Origin of the sequence: uncultured Acetobacteroides sp., assembly GCF_963667355.2 — a bacterium.
GTDB lineage: Bacteria > Bacteroidota > Bacteroidia > Bacteroidales > ZOR0009 > Acetobacteroides.
This window is the reverse complement of the sequence record NZ_OY763328.2, coordinates 1,096,422-1,112,136: the sequence shown is the minus strand read 5'-3', so window position 1 is coordinate 1,112,136 and position 15,715 is coordinate 1,096,422. Positions and strand designations below refer to the sequence as shown.

Sequence of the window (15,715 nt, the reverse complement as noted above, 5' to 3'; positions counted from 1 at the left end):
CTTTGCAAACCAATTTGTTAAAGTGTACCTAGAATCGTTACAAAACAAAAGCAAGTAACTTTTATGCCTACTATTCAACAGTTAGTTAGAAAAGGAAGGACAAAGAAGGAGTACAAGAGTAAAGCTCCTGCTTTGGACGCATGCCCACAACGTCGTGGGGTATGTACACGCGTGTATACCACAACCCCTAAGAAGCCAAACTCAGCTATGCGTAAGGTAGCTCGTGTTCGTCTTACCAATGGTTTAGAGGTAACCGCCTATATTCCAGGAGAAGGTCACAACCTTCAAGAGCACTCAATCGTGCTAGTACGCGGTGGTCGTGTTAAGGACCTCCCAGGTGTTCGTTACCACCTAGTTCGCGGTGCATTAGATGCCGCTGGTGTAGAAGGGCGTAACCAACGTCGTTCTAAGTATGGAACCAAAAAGCCAAAGGCAGGTAAAGGTGGCGCAGCTGCTGCTCCAGCAAAAGGCAAAAAGAAGTAATTAAAAATTATTTGAAAATCAGTTAGATGAGAAAGACGAAGCCTAAAAAAAGGATTCTACTTCCAGATCCCAAGTTCAAGGATACCCTTGTAACCAGGTTTGTAAACAACCTGATGCTGGATGGAAAGAAGAGTATTGCCTACACCATCTTTTATGATGCAATGGATCTAGTAGGTGAGAAGATGAAGGACTCAGAAAAGGCTCCTTTAGAAATATGGAAAAAAGCAATTGATAACGTAACTCCCCACGTAGAGGTTAAGTCTCGCCGTGTTGGTGGTGCAACTTTCCAAGTGCCAATCGAAGTACGCGCTGAGAGAAAGATGTCTCTTGCTATGAAAAATCTTATCCTTTACGCTCGTAAGCGTTCGGGACGTACCATGGCTGAGAAACTTGCTGCAGAAGTAATGGCTGCTTTTAACGAGGAGGGTGGTGCATACAAGCGTCGCGAAGATATGCACAAGATGGCTGAAGCGAACAAGGCATTTGCTCACTTCAGATTTTAATTAACAGATTTGACGAAAAGGTACAGCATTCATGAGCAAAGATTTACAATATACTAGAAATATCGGGATCATGGCGCACATCGACGCAGGTAAGACTACAACTACCGAGCGTATCCTTTACTTCACCGGTAAGACTCACAAGATCGGTGAAGTGCACGATGGTGGCGCGACCATGGACTGGATGGTACAGGAGCAGGAGCGTGGTATTACCATTACCTCTGCTGCAACTACTACCTTTTGGAATTTCGGTGATAAAACTCATAAGATTAATATTATCGATACCCCAGGTCACGTAGACTTTACCGTTGAGGTAGAACGTTCTCTCCGTGTTCTCGATGGCGCTGTTGCCACTTTCTGTGCCGTTGGTGGCGTTGAGCCTCAGTCGGAAACAGTGTGGCGTCAGGCTGACAAGTACAAAGTTCCACGTATTGGTTACGTGAACAAGATGGACCGTATTGGCGCAGACTTCTTCAACGTTGTTGCGCAGGTTAAGGAGCGCCTTGGCGCGAATCCTGTACCTATCGTTGTTCCAATCGGAGCAGAAGATAAGTTTCGCGGTATTGTCGATCTAGTTTACAAGAAAGCCTACGTTTGGGATAGTAACAACGAGAAAGATCCTTTCAAGGTTGTTGATGTTCCTGCGGAACTAGAAGCAGAGGTTGCCGAATGCAGAGGTCAGCTTGTTGAAGCTATCGCTGAATTCGACGACACCCTGATGGAAATGTTCTTCGAAGATCCAGATTCGATCTCTCCAGATCAAATTATCGCTGCGCTTCGCCAGGCAACCATCGCTATGAAGGTTGTTCCTATGATGTGTGGTTCTTCATTCAAGAACAAGGGCGTTCAATACCTACTAGATGCCGTAATTCAATACCTTCCAAGTCCAATGGACGTGGATTCAGTAGTTGGAACGAACCCTGATACTGAAGAAGAAGTAGTTCGTCACCCAGATGCAAAAGAACCTCTTGCAGGTTTAGCATTTAAGATTGCAACTGACCCATTTGTAGGTCGTTTAGCATTCGTTCGTATCTACTCTGGACGTATTGATGCAGGTTCTTACGTATACAATAGCCGTTCGAACAAGAAAGAGCGCGTTTCGCGTATCTTTCAAATGCACGCTAACAAGCAAAATCCAGTAGAGTTTATCGAAGCTGGTGACATTTGCGCAGTAGTTGGTTTCAAAGATGTTCGCACTGGCGATACCATCTGTGAAGAGAACAACAAGATTGTTCTTGAGTCGATGAGTTTTCCTGAGCCTGTTATTGGTCTTGCTATCGAGCCTAAGACTCAGAAGGACCTTGATAAGCTTGGTGTAGCTCTTAATAAACTTTCGGAAGAAGATCCAACCTTTACAGTAAGAACTGATGAAGAGTCAGGACAGACTGTAATTAGCGGTATGGGTGAACTTCACCTTGAAATCATCGTAGACCGTCTAAAGCGTGAATTTGGTGTAGAAATCAACCAAGGTGCTCCTCAGGTTAACTACAAAGAAGCTATCACCGGAAAGGTTGAGCACCGCGAAGTGTTCAAGAAGCAAACTGGTGGTCGTGGTAAGTTCGCCGACATCATCGTTGAGATTGGACCCGCAGACGAAGATCACGTAGGTCTTCAGTTTGTTGACGTTGTTAAAGGAGGTAACATTCCTAAGGAATACATTCCATCAATCCAAAAGGGATTTGCTTCGGCAATGGCTAATGGCTGCTTGGCAGGTTACACTGTTGAGAGTTTAAAGGTAACCCTTAAGGACGGTTCGTTCCATCCAGTTGACTCTGATGCCCTTTCGTTCGAAATCTGTGCACGTAACGCCTTCCGTCAGGCATCTCCAAAGGCACGTCCAGTGCTTCTAGAGCCTATCATGTCGGTTGAAGTTGTTACTCCAGAAGAGAGCATGGGGGATGTAATCGGTGACTTCAACAAGCGTCGTGGTCAAATCGTAAACATGGACTCAAGAGGTGGTGCACGTGTTGTTAAGGCTAAGGTGCCACTATCAGAGATGTTCGGTTACGTAACCGTGCTTCGTACTCTAACCTCTGGTCGTGCAACTTCTACAATGGAGTTCTCTCACTACGATGAGGTTTCGCAAAACCTTGCCAAGGACATTATTGAGAAGTCTCAAGGCCGCATTAAGAGTGTAGAATAATCAACAAAAAGTAAAATGAGCCAAAAGATAAGAATCAAATTGAAATCTTACGATCACACCTTGGTTGACAAGTCGGCTGAGAAGATCGTTAAGACCGTGAAGTCTACCGGCGCAGTTGTTAGTGGCCCAATTCCACTTCCAACTCACAAGAAGATCTTCACCGTAAACCGCTCGACCTTCGTTAACAAGAAGAGCCGCGAGCAGTTTGAGTTAAGCACCTTCAAGCGTCTACTCGACATCTACAGTTCTACTCCTAAGACCATTGATGCTCTTATGAAGTTAGAACTTCCAAGCGGTGTTGAAGTTGAAATCAAGGTGTGATAGAAACTAGAACTTTAGTTACTAAAGCTGTTATATTTTAATTTTTAAACAATGCCAGGTCTAATTGGAAAAAAAATCGGAATGACTTCCGTTTTCAGTGCCGAGGGAAAAAACATTCCATGCACTGTTATTGAGGCTGGTCCATGCGTAGTTACGCAGGTTAAGAACGCAGAAGTAGATGGCTACTCTGCTCTCCAACTTGCCTATGACGAAAAGAAGGAAAAGCAAACCAGCAACAGCCTCTTAGGACACTTCAAGAAAGCTAACACCACTCCAAAGCGCAAGCTTGCTGAGTTTGGCAACGACTTTGTGAAGGAGTACCTTCTTGGTGATGTAGTAACCGTAGGCGAACTTTTCGAAGATGGCGACTGGGTTGACGTTACCGGAATCTCTAAAGGTAAAGGTTTTCAGGGTGTAGTAAAGCGTCACGGCTTCGGTGGTGTAGGTGGCCAAACTCACGGTCAGCACAACCGCCAGCGTCACCCCGGTTCTATGGGTGCATCATCTTACCCATCTCGCGTATTCAAGGGCAAGCGTTTGGCTGGCCGTATGGGGGGCGATCAGGTAAAGGTGCTTAACCTTAAAGTTCTTAAGGTTATCCCAGAGAACAACCTACTACTAGTAAAAGGATCTATTCCTGGAGCAAAGGGTTCATACTTAATCATTGAGGAGTAATGGAATTAGCAGTTTACAACATCGCCGGTCAGGATACCGGAAGAAAGGTAACCCTGCAAGACAGCATCTTTGGCGTTGAGCCAAACGATCACTGTATCTACCTCGACGTAAAACAGTACCTCGCAAATCAACGCCAAGGAACTGCTAAGTCGAAGCAGCGTAACGAAGTATCAGGATCAACCCGTAAGCTTAAGCGCCAGAAGGGTACCGGTACCGCTCGTGCAGGTAGCATCAAGTCGCCAGTTTTTGTTGGTGGAGGACGTGTTTTTGGTCCAGTACCACGCGATTACAGCTTTAAGTTGAATAAGAAAACGAAGCTCGTTGCACGTCGTAGTGCTCTTGCCTACAAGGCAAAGAATGCTGCTATCAACGTAGTTGAAGGTTTCAACTTCGAAGCTCCAAAGACAAAGGAATTTGTTAGCGTTATTAACAACCTAAAGGTTGCTGATCACAAGCTACTTTTTGTAGTTTCTGATGTTAACCCTGTAGTTGCGCTATCCGCTCGTAACCTGCCAAACGTAAAGGTAGTTCGCGCAGCCGATCTTAACACCTACGATGTGATGAACGCGCAAAGCCTACTCGTGACCGAAGGGTCATTCGAGGTTATAAACAGAATGTTTGGTATTTCGTAATTCAACTAGAAATGGAGATTATTTTTAAGCCAATACTAACCGAAAAAATGACGATTCTGGGCGAGAAATTGAATCGTTACGGTTTCATAGTTGATAACAAGGCTAACAAAATCGAGATCAAAAAGGCCGTTGAGGAACTTTATGGCGTGACTGTTGCCGATGTTAACACTATGCGTTATGCAGGTAAGAGAAAATCGCGCTACACCAAGGCTGGTCTGCTAGTTGGTAAAACCAACTCGTACAAAAAGGCTATTGTGACCTTGAAGAGTGGAGATAAGATTGATTTTTATAGCAATATCTAGGAGAAATGGCGTTAAGGAAGTTTAAGCCCGTAACACCGGGTACCAGACATAAGATTATAGGTGCATTCGACGATATCACTTGCTCGACACCTGAGAAATCGTTGCTACAACCTCTTAAGAGAAGCGGTGGACGTAATAACAGCGGTAAGATGACCATGCGCTACATTGGTGGTGGTCATAAGAAGATGTACCGTATCATCGACTTCAAAAGAGATAAGGATGGAATGGATGCAACCGTGAAGACGATTGAGTATGATCCAAACCGTAGTGCTCGTATTGCATTGCTAACCTACCCTGATGGGGAAAAGCGTTACATCATTGCACCAACGGGTCTTAAGGTTGGACAAAAGATTGTTTCAGGCACAGGCGTTGCTCCAGAAATTGGTAACACTCTTCCATTGGGCGAAATGCCACTCGGTACTGTAGTTCATAATATCGAGTTGCATCCTGGGCAAGGTGCTGTGATGGCACGTAGCGCCGGAACTTATGCCCAGTTACTAGCCCGTGAGGGTAAATATGCCGTACTTAAGTTGCCATCAGGCGAAACTCGTATGGTGCTTACTACTTGCCGTGCTACCGTAGGTACAGTATCTAATCCCGACCATGCTCTTGAAGTAAGCGGTAAAGCTGGTAGGAAGAGATGGCTCGGACGTAGACCTCGAAACAGAGGTGTTGTTATGAACCCAGTAGATCACCCAATGGGTGGTGGTGAAGGACGTCAGTCGGGAGGTCACCCAAGATCGCGTAAGGGTATACCTGCAAAGGGATACAAGACCCGTAACAAGAAAAAGGGATCCTCTAAGTTCATTATTGATAGAAGAAAGAAGTAATTGATTAATTGAATTCGCCATGAGTCGTTCACTGAAGAAAGGACCATACATTGAGCCTAAACTGGAGAAGCGCATCGTCGAGATGAATGAGAGCAACAAGAAAGTTGTGATCAAAACATGGTCGCGTGCTAGCGTTATATCTCCAGACTTCGTAGGTCATACTGTAGCCGTACATAACGGAAACAAGTTCATTCCTGTTTACGTTACCGAGAACATGGTAGGTCATAAACTTGGAGAGTTTGCTCCAACTCGTACCTATCGTGGACACGGCGGAAATAAGAAAAAATAGTAGCTAACACCGAAATCGATCGTAGATTACAATGGGTGCAAGAAAAAGAATAATGGCCGATAGACTAAAGGCCGAAAAGAAGCAGAAGGCAATTGCAATCCTTCGCAACTGTCCCAGCTCTCCACGAAAGATGAGGCTGGTAGCAGACCTTATCCGTGGTGTAGAAGTAAACAAGGCTTTAGGTATTCTTAAGTTTACCAAAAAAGAAGCTTCGATTAAGCTCGAAAAACTGTTACTCTCGGCTATTGCCAATTGGCAAGCAAAGAACGAAGGTGCTCGTCTTGATGAGACGAATCTTGTCGTTGCCGAAATTTTCGTTGATGAAGGCAAAATGTTGAAGCGCGTACAACCCGCTCCACAAGGTCGTGCACATCGTATCCGCAAGAGATCTAATCACGTAACCATCGTGGTTGGCGAAAAGAAAGAAACAGAAGTTAAAAGCTAAATCGAATGGGACAAAAAGTTAATCCAATAGCAAATCGTCTAGGTATCATCCGTGGATGGGATTCGAACTGGTTCGGTGGAGATAGCTTCGCTCAGAAACTGGTAGAAGATACCAAGATCCGCGAATACCTTAATGCACGTCTGGCAAAGGCTAGCCTTGCTAAGATCGTCATTGAAAGAACGCTTAAGCTCATTACGGTTACTATCCACACTGCCCGTCCAGGCATTATCATCGGGAAAGGTGGTCAAGAGGTAGACAAACTGAAAGAAGAGCTCAAGAAGATTACCAGCAAGGAAGTTCAAATCAACATCTTTGAGGTAAAACGCCCCGAGCTCGATGCTGCCATCGTAGCCAACAATATTGCCCGTCAAGTAGAAGGACGTATTTCGTACCGTCGTGCCATCAAAATGGCTATTGCTTCTACCATCCGTATGGGAGCCGAAGGTATTAAGATCCAAATTTCTGGTCGCGTTGGTGGTGCAGAAATGGCTCGTACTGAAACCTACAAAGAGGGTCGTATTCCTTTGCACACCTTTCGTGCCGATATCGACTATGCACTTGCCGAAGCCGTTACCAAGGTAGGTGTTTTAGGCATCAAGGTATGGATTTGCAAGGGGCTTGTTTACGGTAAGCGCGATCTATCTCCTAATGCAGGATACCAAGGTCAAGGCGCTCCATCACAAGGTGGTGCTCCACGCCAAAACAAGGGCGGTGCAAAGAAGAAAAGAAAGTAATCGTTGAAAGAGAAAAGCTTTTAAGAAATGTTACAGCCTAAAAAGACAAAGTATAGAAGAGTCCAAAAGGGCAAGATGAAGGGAAACTCCCAACGAGGACATCAGCTTGCCTTTGGGTCGTTTGGCATCAAGGCTCTAGAAGAAACTTGGATCACCGGTCGCCAAATAGAAGCTGCCCGTCAAGCTGTGGTTCGTTTTATGAAGCGTGAAGGACAGATTTGGATTCGTATCTTCCCTGATAAGCCTATCACCAAGAAACCTGCCGAAGTACGTATGGGTAAGGGTAAGGGTGCTCCAGAAGCATTCGTTGCCCCCGTATCACCAGGTAGAATCATAATGGAGGCAGAGGGTGTCCCTCTCGAAGTAGCAAAGGAAGCACTTCGCCTTGGTGCTCAAAAGCTTCCTATTAACACAAAATTCGTCGTAAGACGTGATTACGTTGAATAATCAGGAGGAAGCAAAATGAAAGCCAACGAAGTTAGAGAAATGTCTAGCAAGGATATCCTCGAGCGTATCGCTACAGAAAAGGAGGAGATGGTTAAGATGAAAATCAACCATACCGTATCTCCTCTTGATAACCCTATGCTTATAAAAAAGAGCCGTAGGAATGTTGCGCGTCTGCTCACCATTCTAGCACAAAAAGATCAGAACAAGTAACGCAAGCGAACCATGGAAAGAAATCTTAGAAAAGAGAGAATCGGGGTCGTTGTCAGTAATAAGATGGAGAAATCTATAGTTGTTGCTGTAAAACGTAAAGTAAAGCACCCTATATATGGTAAATTCGTCAATAAAACTACTAAATTTGTAGCCCACGACGAAACTAATACTTGCAGTGAGGGCGATACCATCAAGATTATGGAAACTCGACCTATGAGCAAGACTAAGCGCTGGAGACTTGTTGAAATTATCGAAAGAGTTAAATAATTATGATTCAGCAGGAAAGTAGATTATCAGTAGCAGATAATAGCGGAGCAAAGGAAGTCCTTTGCATCCGCGTACTTGGCGGTACAGGTAAACGATATGCCGGAATCGGCGATAAGATCGTTGTTACCGTTAAGAGTGCTATGCCCTCTGGCGATATCAAGAAGGGTACCGTATCTAAAGCTATCGTTGTAAGAACCAAGAAGGAAATTCGTCGTCAGGATGGCTCGTACATTCGTTTCGACGATAATGCTGTTGTGCTTCTTAATAACCAAGGCGAAATGCGTGGAACCCGTATCTTTGGGCCAGTAGCTAGAGAGCTGCGCGATATCAACATGAAGATCGTTTCGCTTGCTCCAGAAGTGTTATAACGCAAAAAACGAAACATAAAATGCGCAAATTACACGTAAAAAAAGGGGACCTCGTTTACATTATCGCTGGTGACGATAAGGGTAAACAAGGCCGCGTGCTTGAAGTTCTTGTGAAAGAAAATCGTGCCGTGGTTGAGGGCGTTAACATGGTATCAAAGCATACCAAGCCAAACGCAAAGAATCCTCAAGGTGGAATCGTTAAGCAAGAGGCGTCTATCAACCTCTCGAACTTAATGATCGTAGACCCATCTACCGGAAAACCAACTCGTATCGGTAGAAAACGCGATGAGAACAATAAATCAGTGCGTTATGCAAAAAAATCAGGGGAGGTAATTAAGTAATGAGTTACGTACCTACATTAAAGACAAAGTATAACGAGGAAATCGTTCCTGCACTCGTGAAGGAATTTGGTTACAAGAGCGTTATGCAAGCACCCCGGTTGGAAAAGATCGTTATCAACCAAGGGTTAGGTCAGGCCGTTGCCGACAAGAAGATTATCGAAGTAGCAATCAACGAACTTTCTGCCATCTCTGGTCAGAAAGCCATTGCAACTAACTCTCGTAAAGACATCGCGAACTTTAAACTTCGTAAGGGTATGCCTATCGGAGTTAAGGTTACCCTTCGTAGCGAAAAGATGTACGAGTTCCTAAACAGACTCATCTGCATCGCAATGCCACGTATCCGAGACTTCAACGGTATTCCAGAGAAGTTCGACGGACAAGGTAACTACACCTTAGGTGTGCAAGAGCAAATCATCTTCCCAGAAATTGATATCGATAAGATTACCAAAATTTTAGGAATGGAGATTACGTTCGTTACTACAGCGAAAACTGACGAAGAGGCCTACGCACTTCTTAAAGGGTTCGGATTACCATTTAAAAACGCTAAAAAGAACTAATCGATATGGCAAAGGAATCCATGAAGGCTCGTGAAGTGAAGCGTGCAAAGCTTGTTGCCAAATACGCTGAGAAACGTGCCGCTTTAAAAGAGGCTGGTGACTATGCTGGTCTAGCAAAACTTCCTAAGAATTCTAATCCGGTTCGCTTGCACAACCGCTGCCAGCTTACGGGCCGTCCAAAAGGTTATATGCGCGATTTCGGAATTAGCAGAATCACTTTCCGCGAGATGGCATCAAACGGATTGATTCCTGGGGTGAAAAAAGCAAGTTGGTAATTTAATATTTTGCAAGATGACTGATCCAATAGCAGATTTTTTAACAAGAATCCGCAACGCCGTGAAGGCGAATCATAAGGTAGTTGAGATTCCTGGCTCGAAAATGAAAGAAGCGATCACCAAGATCCTTCACGAGCAAGGTTACATTCTTAGTTACAAGTTTATAAAGGAAGATTTTAAGAGCTCTATTAAAATTGCTCTTAAGTATCATCCAGAATCTCACCTTCCTGCAATAAAGGGAATTAAGAGAATCTCACGCCCAGGTCTCCGTAAGTACTCCAACGTGAGCGAATTGCCTCGCGTACTTAACGGTCTTGGAGTGGCTATCCTTTCAACTTCTAACGGTGTTATGACCGATAAGGAAGCAAGAGCACAAAAAGTGGGTGGCGAAGTAATTTGCTACGTTTACTAAAAAACAATTAGCACAATGTCAAGAATAGGAAAATTACCTGTAAACTTACCACAAGGCGTAACCGTAACGGTTGGCTCAGATAACGTGGTTAGCGTAAAAGGCCCTCTTGGAGAACTTAAGCAAAAGGTTGATCCAGACATTAAGGTTACTGTAGAGGGAAATGAGGTTCATGTAACCCGTCCTACTAATCAGCCACGTCACAGGTCTCTGCATGGTCTGTATCGCTCGCTAATCAATAACATGGTTGTAGGTGTATCTCAAGGATACACTGTACAACAGGAGTTGGTTGGTGTCGGTTATAAGGTTGAAGTAAAAGGCGATGTACTTGAGTTCAGTCTTGGTTACTCGCACGATATCTTTCTGCAGCTTCCTCCAGAAATTAAGGCCGAAGCAAAGGCGGAAAAGAAGGGTAATCCAATCCTTACCCTTAAGAGCATTGATAAACAACTCATTGGAGGTGTTGCCGCCAAGATAAGATCTCTTCGTAAGCCAGAGCCTTATAAAGGTAAAGGTATTAAGTTCGTTGGCGAACAGCTTCGTAAAAAAGCTGGCAAGTCTGCTAATGCTAAATAGTTTTAAAGGAGAAAAGTTATGGCTTTATCAACATTAGAAAGAAGAATACGCATTAAGCAACGCATCCGCAAAAGAGTAAGCGGAACAGCTACCCGTCCACGCATGACGGTTTTTAGAAGCAACAAGCAGATCTACGTTCAGATTATCGATGATCTAAATGGTGTTACTTTGGTTTCAGCCTCTTCGATGGATAAAGAAGTAGTCGAAAAAACAACCGGACTTCAAAAGAGCGAGGTGTCGAAGTTAGTTGGTAAACTTGCCGCAGAAAGAGCCCTTGCAAAGGGCATCGATGCTGTGGTATTCGACAGAAACGGTTATCTTTACCACGGAAGAGTTCAATTATTAGCCGATGCTGCCCGTGAAGGTGGCCTTAAATTCTAATAAAGCGTATGTCAGCAAATACTAACATAAGAAAAGTAAAGTCAAGCGATATTGAACTTAAGGATCGTTTGGTGAGCATACAGCGCGTTACCAAAGTAACCAAAGGGGGTAGAACCTTTAGTTTCTCTGCAATTGTTGTTGTAGGGAACGAGAATGGAATCGTTGGTTATGGACTTGGTAAGGCAAGTGAGGTAACCGCTGCTATTGCAAAGGGCATCGAAGATGCTAAGAAAAACCTTGTTAAGGTACCAATTCTAAACAAGACCATTCCTCACGAGCAAGTGGCTAAGTTTGGTGGTTCGCGCGTTTTCATGAAGCCAGCAGCTTCGGGTACTGGCGTAAAGGCAGGTGGTGCTATGCGTGCTGTGCTCGAAAGCGTTGGTGTGCATGACGTACTTTGCAAGTGTAAGGGTTCTTCGAACCCTCATAACCTAGTGAAGGCTACTGTTCTGGCTCTTACTGAAATGCGCGATGCTTATAGCGTTGCTGAGGTTCGTGGTATATCGCTAAAGAAAGTATTTAACGGTTAATTTTGTAGAGATTATGGCAATGTTGAAAATTACTCAAGTTCGTAGCCGCATCGGTTCGAACAAGCGTCAAAAAGCAACTCTTGATACTCTAGGTCTCCGTAAAATGAACCAAAGTGTAGAACGCGAAGGAACTCCTTCCGTTCTAGGCTTGATACAGGCGGTAAACCATCTTGTTAAAGTAGAAGAGGTTAAGTAGTAGGTTTAAAATAAAAAAAAACTTCTATGAATTTAAGTCAGCTAAAACCTGCTAAGGGTTCAACACATAGCGAAAAGCGTATTGGTCGCGGACAAGGTTCAGGTCATGGGGGAACATCTACTCGTGGACACAAAGGAGCCCAATCGCGTTCAGGCTATTCGCATAAGATTGGATTTGAGGGAGGACAGATGCCTTTGCAGCGTCGTTTGCCAAAGTTTGGCTTCAAAAATATCAACCGTGTAGAGTATAAGGCTATCAATATCGACACCCTTCAGGCTCTATACGAAAAGAATGGCTGTACAGTCATTGATATTCAAACAATTATTGATGCTGGTCTAGCTTCTAAGAACGATCTAGTAAAGGTTCTTGGACGCGGTGAACTAAAGGCAGCCCTTGAAGTGCACGCTCACGCTTTCTCGAAGTCGGCTGAAGCCGCTATTGAGGCACAACAAGGAAAAGCCGTAAAACTGTAATCGAATGAAAGCTCTAATACAGACACTTAGGAACATCTTTAAGATAGAAGATCTTAAAAAAAGGATTCTATACACATTGGGAATAATTGTGATTTACAGGTTGGGTAGTTTTGTGGTGATTCCCGGTATTGATCCAAATAAGCTTACTGCGCTTGAAAATCAGGCTTCTGATGGGCTTATGGGATTGCTTAATATGTTCTCCGGCGGTGCTTTTGGCAACGCCTCCATTTTTGCACTAGGGATTATGCCCTACATTTCGGCATCTATCGTAGTTCAACTTCTTGCCATCGCTGTACCTTATTTTCAAAAATTGCAGCGGGAAGGTGAAAGTGGACGCAGAAAGATGAATCAGATTACCCGTTATCTTACCGTAGCGATCCTTCTTGTACAGGGTCCTGCGTACATAGCAAACCTGCATGCACAACTTCCTGTAGATGCGTTTGTTCTGAAAGGAGCTTTCTTCACCATCGAAGCTACGCTTATTCTCATCGCTGGTACGATGTTTGTAATGTGGCTTGGCGAGAAGATTACTGAAAAAGGTATCGGCAACGGTATCTCCCTAATCATCATGATTGGTATTATAGCTCGTTTGCCATTTGCTTTCTGGTCTGAGTTGCAATCTCGACTAGGCGCAAATGCTGTTGGAGGTATTATAATGCTAGTTGTTGAGTTGGTGTTTATGTTCTTAGTATTCTGTGCTACCATTGCACTTGTACAAGCAACTCGCAAAGTACCGGTGCAATATGCGAAAAGAATTGTTGGTAATAAACAGTATGGCGGTGTTCGCCAATACATTCCGCTGAAAATTAATGCAGCAGGTGTAATGCCGATCATCTTTGCTCAGGCCATCATGTTTATTCCAATGATGTTCACTCGCTTTAACTCTGATATTGCTAGCAGCATTGGTATTGCATTTTCGGACTATACCGGATTTTGGTATAACTTCACTTTCGGTATCCTTGTTGTTGCATTTACGTATTTTTACACAGCCATTACAGTTAATCCGCTAATGATGGCTGAAGATATGAAGAAGAACGGAGGTTTTATTCCAGGTGTGAAACCGGGTAAGAAAACCGTAGAGTATCTAGACACTATCATGTCGAGGATTACGCTACCCGGTTCAATTTTCTTGGCGCTCATTGCAATTCTGCCAGCATTTGCAATGAAAATTGGAATAAGTAACCAATTCGCACACTTCTTCGGAGGCACCTCACTACTCATTCTAGTGGGGGTTATCCTTGACACTCTTCAGCAGATCGAAAGCCATCTACTTCTTCGCCATTATGACGGTTTGATGAAAACCGGGCGATTGAAGGGTAGATCTGGAATGTAGTAGCGAATGCATAATGGTTCTTTTAAAACAAATGATCAACTTAAAAACGGAAGAAGAAATCGAGATAGTCAGGGAAAATAACCTGCTTGTATCGAAAACTCTTGCAGAGTTGGCAAAGCATATAAGGCCAGGGATTACTACCCTGGCCCTTGATGCGATTGCCGAGCAATACATTCGCGACAACGGTGCCGTTCCCGGATTTCTTGGTTATCAAGGCTACCCAAACTCTTTATGCGTATCGGTTAACGATACGGTTGTACACGGTATTCCCTCGAAGTACGCGTTACGCGAAGGTGATATCGTTTCAGTTGATTGCGGTACCTATTATAAAGGATTCTATGGTGATAGCGCATACACCTTTGAGGTCGGCGAGGTAAGTTCAGACGTGAAAAAACTTCTGGAAGTTACCAAGGAGTCGCTTTTCAAAGGCATTACCTTTGCTGTAGAAGGAAATAGAGTAGGTGATGTATCGGCTGCTGTACAACAGCATGCTGAAGCTAATGGGTTCTCAGTAGTGAGAGAGATGGTTGGACACGGGCTGGGAAAATTAATGCACGAGGAACCTGAAGTACCTAACTATGGTTCGCGTGGTAGAGGCCCTAAGTTGCAAACCGGGATGGTTATATGCATTGAGCCAATGATCAATCTAGGCAAAAAGCAAATCTATATGGAGCGTGATGGTTGGACTATTCGCACTTCAGACAGAAAGCCTTCTGCACACTTTGAGTTAGCTGTAGCGATAAGAAAAGGGGAAGCAGATATTCTTTCGACCTTTAAGTTTATTGAAGAAGTTTTAGAAGAAAAAAGAAGATAAAACCAGTATGGCAAAGCAAGCTGCAATCGAAAAAGATGGTGTAATCATTGAAGCATTGTCTAATGCAATGTTTCGTGTCGAGTTGGATAACGGACACGTTATTACTGCTCACATTTCCGGAAAGATGAGAATGCACTACATTCGTATCCTTCCCGGAGATAAAGTGCGTGTTGAAATGTCTCCCTATGATCTGAGTAAGGGGAGAATATCTTTTAGGTACAAATAAAAAAGACAGACGATGAAAGTTAGAGCTTCGGTCAAAAAACGCAGTGAGGATTGCGTTATCGTTAGAAGAAAAGGTCGCGTATATGTGATCTGCAAAAAGAACCCTAAGTTCAAAATGCGCCAAGGATAATTATTATAATTAATTAACAGACGTTTATGGCACGTATTGTTGGGGTAGACTTACCCAAAAACAAAAGAGGCGTTATCGGTCTTACATACATCTACGGTATTGGAAGAAGCACCGCCGAAAAAATTCTTGATAAAGCCGGAATTAACCACGACACTAAGGTTAATGCATGGACTGACGAACAAGTTGGTGCAATCCGTTCTATTATCGGAGAAGAAGACATCAAGGTTGAAGGAGAACTTCGCTCAATTGTACAACTAAACATCAAGCGATTGATGGATATTGGATGCTACAGAGGTATCAGACACCGTCTTGGTCTTCCACTACGTGGACAAAGCACCAAGAACAATGCACGTACTCGTAAGGGTAAACGTAAAACTGTGGCTAACAAGAAAAAAGCAACTAAATAATCTTAGCAAACAATGGCAAAGAAAAATACTGCTTCAGTTAAGAAAAGAGTTGTTAAGGTTGAAGCTCTTGGGCAACTTCACGTTCACTCTTCCTTCAACAACATTATTGTATCGTTGACTAACAACAACGGACAAGTGATCAGCTGGTCGTCTGCAGGTAAGATGGGTTTCAGAGGATCAAAGAAGAATACTCCATATGCAGCACAAACTGCTGCTGCTGATTGTGCTAAGGTTGCTTACGATCTTGGCCTTCGCAAGGTTAAGGCTTACGTTAAAGGACCGGGTTCAGGTCGTGAATCTGCTATTCGTACCATCCACGCAGCAGGTATTGAAGTGACTGAAATTGTTGATGTTACTCCACTACCACACAACGGATGTCGTCCTCCTAAAAGAAGAAGGGTGTAATTTCCTATTGCGTAGAT

30 protein-coding genes are annotated in these 15,715 nt (G+C 43.8%); all 30 read left to right on the top strand.

Going from position 1 to position 15,715, the window contains the following annotated elements; all coding sequences use genetic code 11:
• The first annotated feature begins 63 nt into the window (after nt 1-63).
• The 30 genes from rpsL (at nt 64) to rpsK (ending at nt 15,698) form a co-directional block, all read left to right on the top strand.
• A complete protein-coding gene (rpsL, locus tag ACHZA1_RS04695; protein WP_131837878.1) occupies nt 64-483 on the top strand; it encodes a 30S ribosomal protein S12 in 420 nt (139 codons plus the stop codon).
• Between the two features lie 26 nt (nt 484-509).
• On the top strand, nt 510-986 hold the full coding sequence (gene rpsG, locus ACHZA1_RS04690) for a 30S ribosomal protein S7 (RefSeq protein WP_320054079.1): 477 nt from the start codon (nt 510-512) through the stop codon (nt 984-986).
• 70 nt (nt 987-1,056) lie between these two features.
• A complete protein-coding gene (gene fusA / locus ACHZA1_RS04685; protein ID WP_394701074.1) occupies nt 1,057-3,126 on the top strand; it encodes an elongation factor G in 2,070 nt (689 codons plus the stop codon).
• Between the two features lie 15 nt (nt 3,127-3,141).
• Entirely contained in the window at nt 3,142-3,447 is a 306-nt protein-coding gene (gene rpsJ / locus ACHZA1_RS04680) for a 30S ribosomal protein S10 (RefSeq protein WP_131837875.1), read from the top strand.
• A gap of 51 nt (nt 3,448-3,498) precedes the next feature.
• On the top strand, nt 3,499-4,122 hold the full coding sequence (gene rplC, locus ACHZA1_RS04675) for a 50S ribosomal protein L3 (protein WP_320054077.1): 624 nt from the start codon (nt 3,499-3,501) through the stop codon (nt 4,120-4,122).
• Nucleotides 4,122-4,754 (top strand): 50S ribosomal protein L4, encoded by a 633-nt coding sequence (gene rplD / locus ACHZA1_RS04670; RefSeq protein WP_320054076.1) that lies wholly within the window; start codon nt 4,122-4,124, stop codon nt 4,752-4,754. Before rplC ends, rplD begins: the two co-directional genes overlap by 1 nt.
• A gap of 11 nt (nt 4,755-4,765) precedes the next feature.
• Entirely contained in the window at nt 4,766-5,056 is a 291-nt protein-coding gene (rplW, locus tag ACHZA1_RS04665; RefSeq protein ID WP_320054075.1) for a 50S ribosomal protein L23, read from the top strand.
• A gap of 5 nt (nt 5,057-5,061) precedes the next feature.
• Nucleotides 5,062-5,886 carry a 50S ribosomal protein L2 gene (gene rplB / locus ACHZA1_RS04660; protein ID WP_320054074.1) on the top strand — a complete coding sequence of 275 codons (825 nt, stop codon included), beginning with the start codon at nt 5,062-5,064 and terminating at the stop codon, nt 5,884-5,886.
• A 19-nt stretch (nt 5,887-5,905) separates the two neighbouring features.
• Nucleotides 5,906-6,175 (top strand): 30S ribosomal protein S19, encoded by a 270-nt coding sequence (rpsS, locus tag ACHZA1_RS04655; protein ID WP_320054073.1) that lies wholly within the window; start codon nt 5,906-5,908, stop codon nt 6,173-6,175.
• A gap of 31 nt (nt 6,176-6,206) precedes the next feature.
• A complete protein-coding gene (rplV, locus tag ACHZA1_RS04650; protein WP_131837869.1) occupies nt 6,207-6,620 on the top strand; it encodes a 50S ribosomal protein L22 in 414 nt (137 codons plus the stop codon).
• Between the two features lie 5 nt (nt 6,621-6,625).
• The gene (gene rpsC, locus ACHZA1_RS04645) at nt 6,626-7,354 is read left to right on the top strand and encodes a 30S ribosomal protein S3 (protein ID WP_320054072.1); all 729 of its coding nucleotides are present in this window, start codon (nt 6,626-6,628) and stop codon (nt 7,352-7,354) included.
• Between the two features lie 27 nt (nt 7,355-7,381).
• Nucleotides 7,382-7,801 carry a 50S ribosomal protein L16 gene (gene rplP / locus ACHZA1_RS04640; protein WP_320054071.1) on the top strand — a complete coding sequence of 140 codons (420 nt, stop codon included), beginning with the start codon at nt 7,382-7,384 and terminating at the stop codon, nt 7,799-7,801.
• A gap of 15 nt (nt 7,802-7,816) precedes the next feature.
• The gene (rpmC, locus tag ACHZA1_RS04635) at nt 7,817-8,011 is read left to right on the top strand and encodes a 50S ribosomal protein L29 (RefSeq protein WP_320054070.1); all 195 of its coding nucleotides are present in this window, start codon (nt 7,817-7,819) and stop codon (nt 8,009-8,011) included.
• A 12-nt stretch (nt 8,012-8,023) separates the two neighbouring features.
• Entirely contained in the window at nt 8,024-8,278 is a 255-nt protein-coding gene (rpsQ, locus tag ACHZA1_RS04630) for a 30S ribosomal protein S17 (RefSeq protein WP_320054069.1), read from the top strand.
• 2 nt (nt 8,279-8,280) lie between these two features.
• Nucleotides 8,281-8,646 (top strand): 50S ribosomal protein L14, encoded by a 366-nt coding sequence (gene rplN / locus ACHZA1_RS04625; RefSeq protein WP_131837864.1) that lies wholly within the window; start codon nt 8,281-8,283, stop codon nt 8,644-8,646.
• Between the two features lie 20 nt (nt 8,647-8,666).
• Nucleotides 8,667-8,987 carry a 50S ribosomal protein L24 gene (gene rplX / locus ACHZA1_RS04620; RefSeq protein ID WP_320054068.1) on the top strand — a complete coding sequence of 107 codons (321 nt, stop codon included), beginning with the start codon at nt 8,667-8,669 and terminating at the stop codon, nt 8,985-8,987.
• Nucleotides 8,987-9,544 carry a 50S ribosomal protein L5 gene (gene rplE, locus ACHZA1_RS04615; protein WP_320054067.1) on the top strand — a complete coding sequence of 186 codons (558 nt, stop codon included), beginning with the start codon at nt 8,987-8,989 and terminating at the stop codon, nt 9,542-9,544. Before rplX ends, rplE begins: the two co-directional genes overlap by 1 nt.
• A gap of 5 nt (nt 9,545-9,549) precedes the next feature.
• Entirely contained in the window at nt 9,550-9,819 is a 270-nt protein-coding gene (gene rpsN / locus ACHZA1_RS04610) for a 30S ribosomal protein S14 (RefSeq protein ID WP_320054066.1), read from the top strand.
• Between the two features lie 16 nt (nt 9,820-9,835).
• Entirely contained in the window at nt 9,836-10,231 is a 396-nt protein-coding gene (gene rpsH, locus ACHZA1_RS04605) for a 30S ribosomal protein S8 (RefSeq protein WP_320054065.1), read from the top strand.
• 15 nt (nt 10,232-10,246) lie between these two features.
• Complete coding sequence (gene rplF, locus ACHZA1_RS04600; RefSeq protein ID WP_320054064.1) at nt 10,247-10,804, top strand: 50S ribosomal protein L6; 558 nt, start codon at nt 10,247-10,249, stop codon at nt 10,802-10,804.
• Nucleotides 10,805-10,822: 18 nt separating this feature from the next.
• On the top strand, nt 10,823-11,185 hold the full coding sequence (gene rplR, locus ACHZA1_RS04595; RefSeq protein ID WP_320054063.1) for a 50S ribosomal protein L18: 363 nt from the start codon (nt 10,823-10,825) through the stop codon (nt 11,183-11,185).
• 8 nt (nt 11,186-11,193) lie between these two features.
• Nucleotides 11,194-11,715 carry a 30S ribosomal protein S5 gene (gene rpsE / locus ACHZA1_RS04590; protein WP_320054062.1) on the top strand — a complete coding sequence of 174 codons (522 nt, stop codon included), beginning with the start codon at nt 11,194-11,196 and terminating at the stop codon, nt 11,713-11,715.
• A 13-nt stretch (nt 11,716-11,728) separates the two neighbouring features.
• Nucleotides 11,729-11,911, top strand: coding sequence for a 50S ribosomal protein L30 (rpmD, locus tag ACHZA1_RS04585; protein WP_320054061.1), 183 nt, complete (start codon nt 11,729-11,731; stop codon nt 11,909-11,911).
• A gap of 26 nt (nt 11,912-11,937) precedes the next feature.
• A complete protein-coding gene (rplO, locus tag ACHZA1_RS04580) occupies nt 11,938-12,384 on the top strand; it encodes a 50S ribosomal protein L15 (RefSeq protein WP_320054060.1) in 447 nt (148 codons plus the stop codon).
• 4 nt (nt 12,385-12,388) lie between these two features.
• Nucleotides 12,389-13,717 carry a preprotein translocase subunit SecY gene (secY, locus tag ACHZA1_RS04575; protein WP_320054059.1) on the top strand — a complete coding sequence of 443 codons (1,329 nt, stop codon included), beginning with the start codon at nt 12,389-12,391 and terminating at the stop codon, nt 13,715-13,717.
• Nucleotides 13,718-13,748: 31 nt separating this feature from the next.
• Nucleotides 13,749-14,531: a type I methionyl aminopeptidase gene (map, locus tag ACHZA1_RS04570; RefSeq protein ID WP_320054058.1), complete on the top strand. Its 783-nt coding sequence runs from the start codon at nt 13,749-13,751 to the stop codon at nt 14,529-14,531.
• 7 nt (nt 14,532-14,538) lie between these two features.
• On the top strand, nt 14,539-14,757 hold the full coding sequence (gene infA / locus ACHZA1_RS04565; RefSeq protein ID WP_047448221.1) for a translation initiation factor IF-1: 219 nt from the start codon (nt 14,539-14,541) through the stop codon (nt 14,755-14,757).
• Nucleotides 14,758-14,769: 12 nt separating this feature from the next.
• Nucleotides 14,770-14,886: a 50S ribosomal protein L36 gene (rpmJ, locus tag ACHZA1_RS04560; RefSeq protein WP_320054057.1), complete on the top strand. Its 117-nt coding sequence runs from the start codon at nt 14,770-14,772 to the stop codon at nt 14,884-14,886.
• Nucleotides 14,887-14,912: 26 nt separating this feature from the next.
• Nucleotides 14,913-15,293, top strand: a complete 381-nt coding sequence (rpsM, locus tag ACHZA1_RS04555) for a 30S ribosomal protein S13 (RefSeq protein ID WP_320054056.1) — start codon at nt 14,913-14,915, stop codon at nt 15,291-15,293.
• A 12-nt stretch (nt 15,294-15,305) separates the two neighbouring features.
• Nucleotides 15,306-15,698 carry a 30S ribosomal protein S11 gene (rpsK, locus tag ACHZA1_RS04550; RefSeq protein ID WP_320054055.1) on the top strand — a complete coding sequence of 131 codons (393 nt, stop codon included), beginning with the start codon at nt 15,306-15,308 and terminating at the stop codon, nt 15,696-15,698.
• Nucleotides 15,699-15,715: the final 17 nt, after the last annotated feature.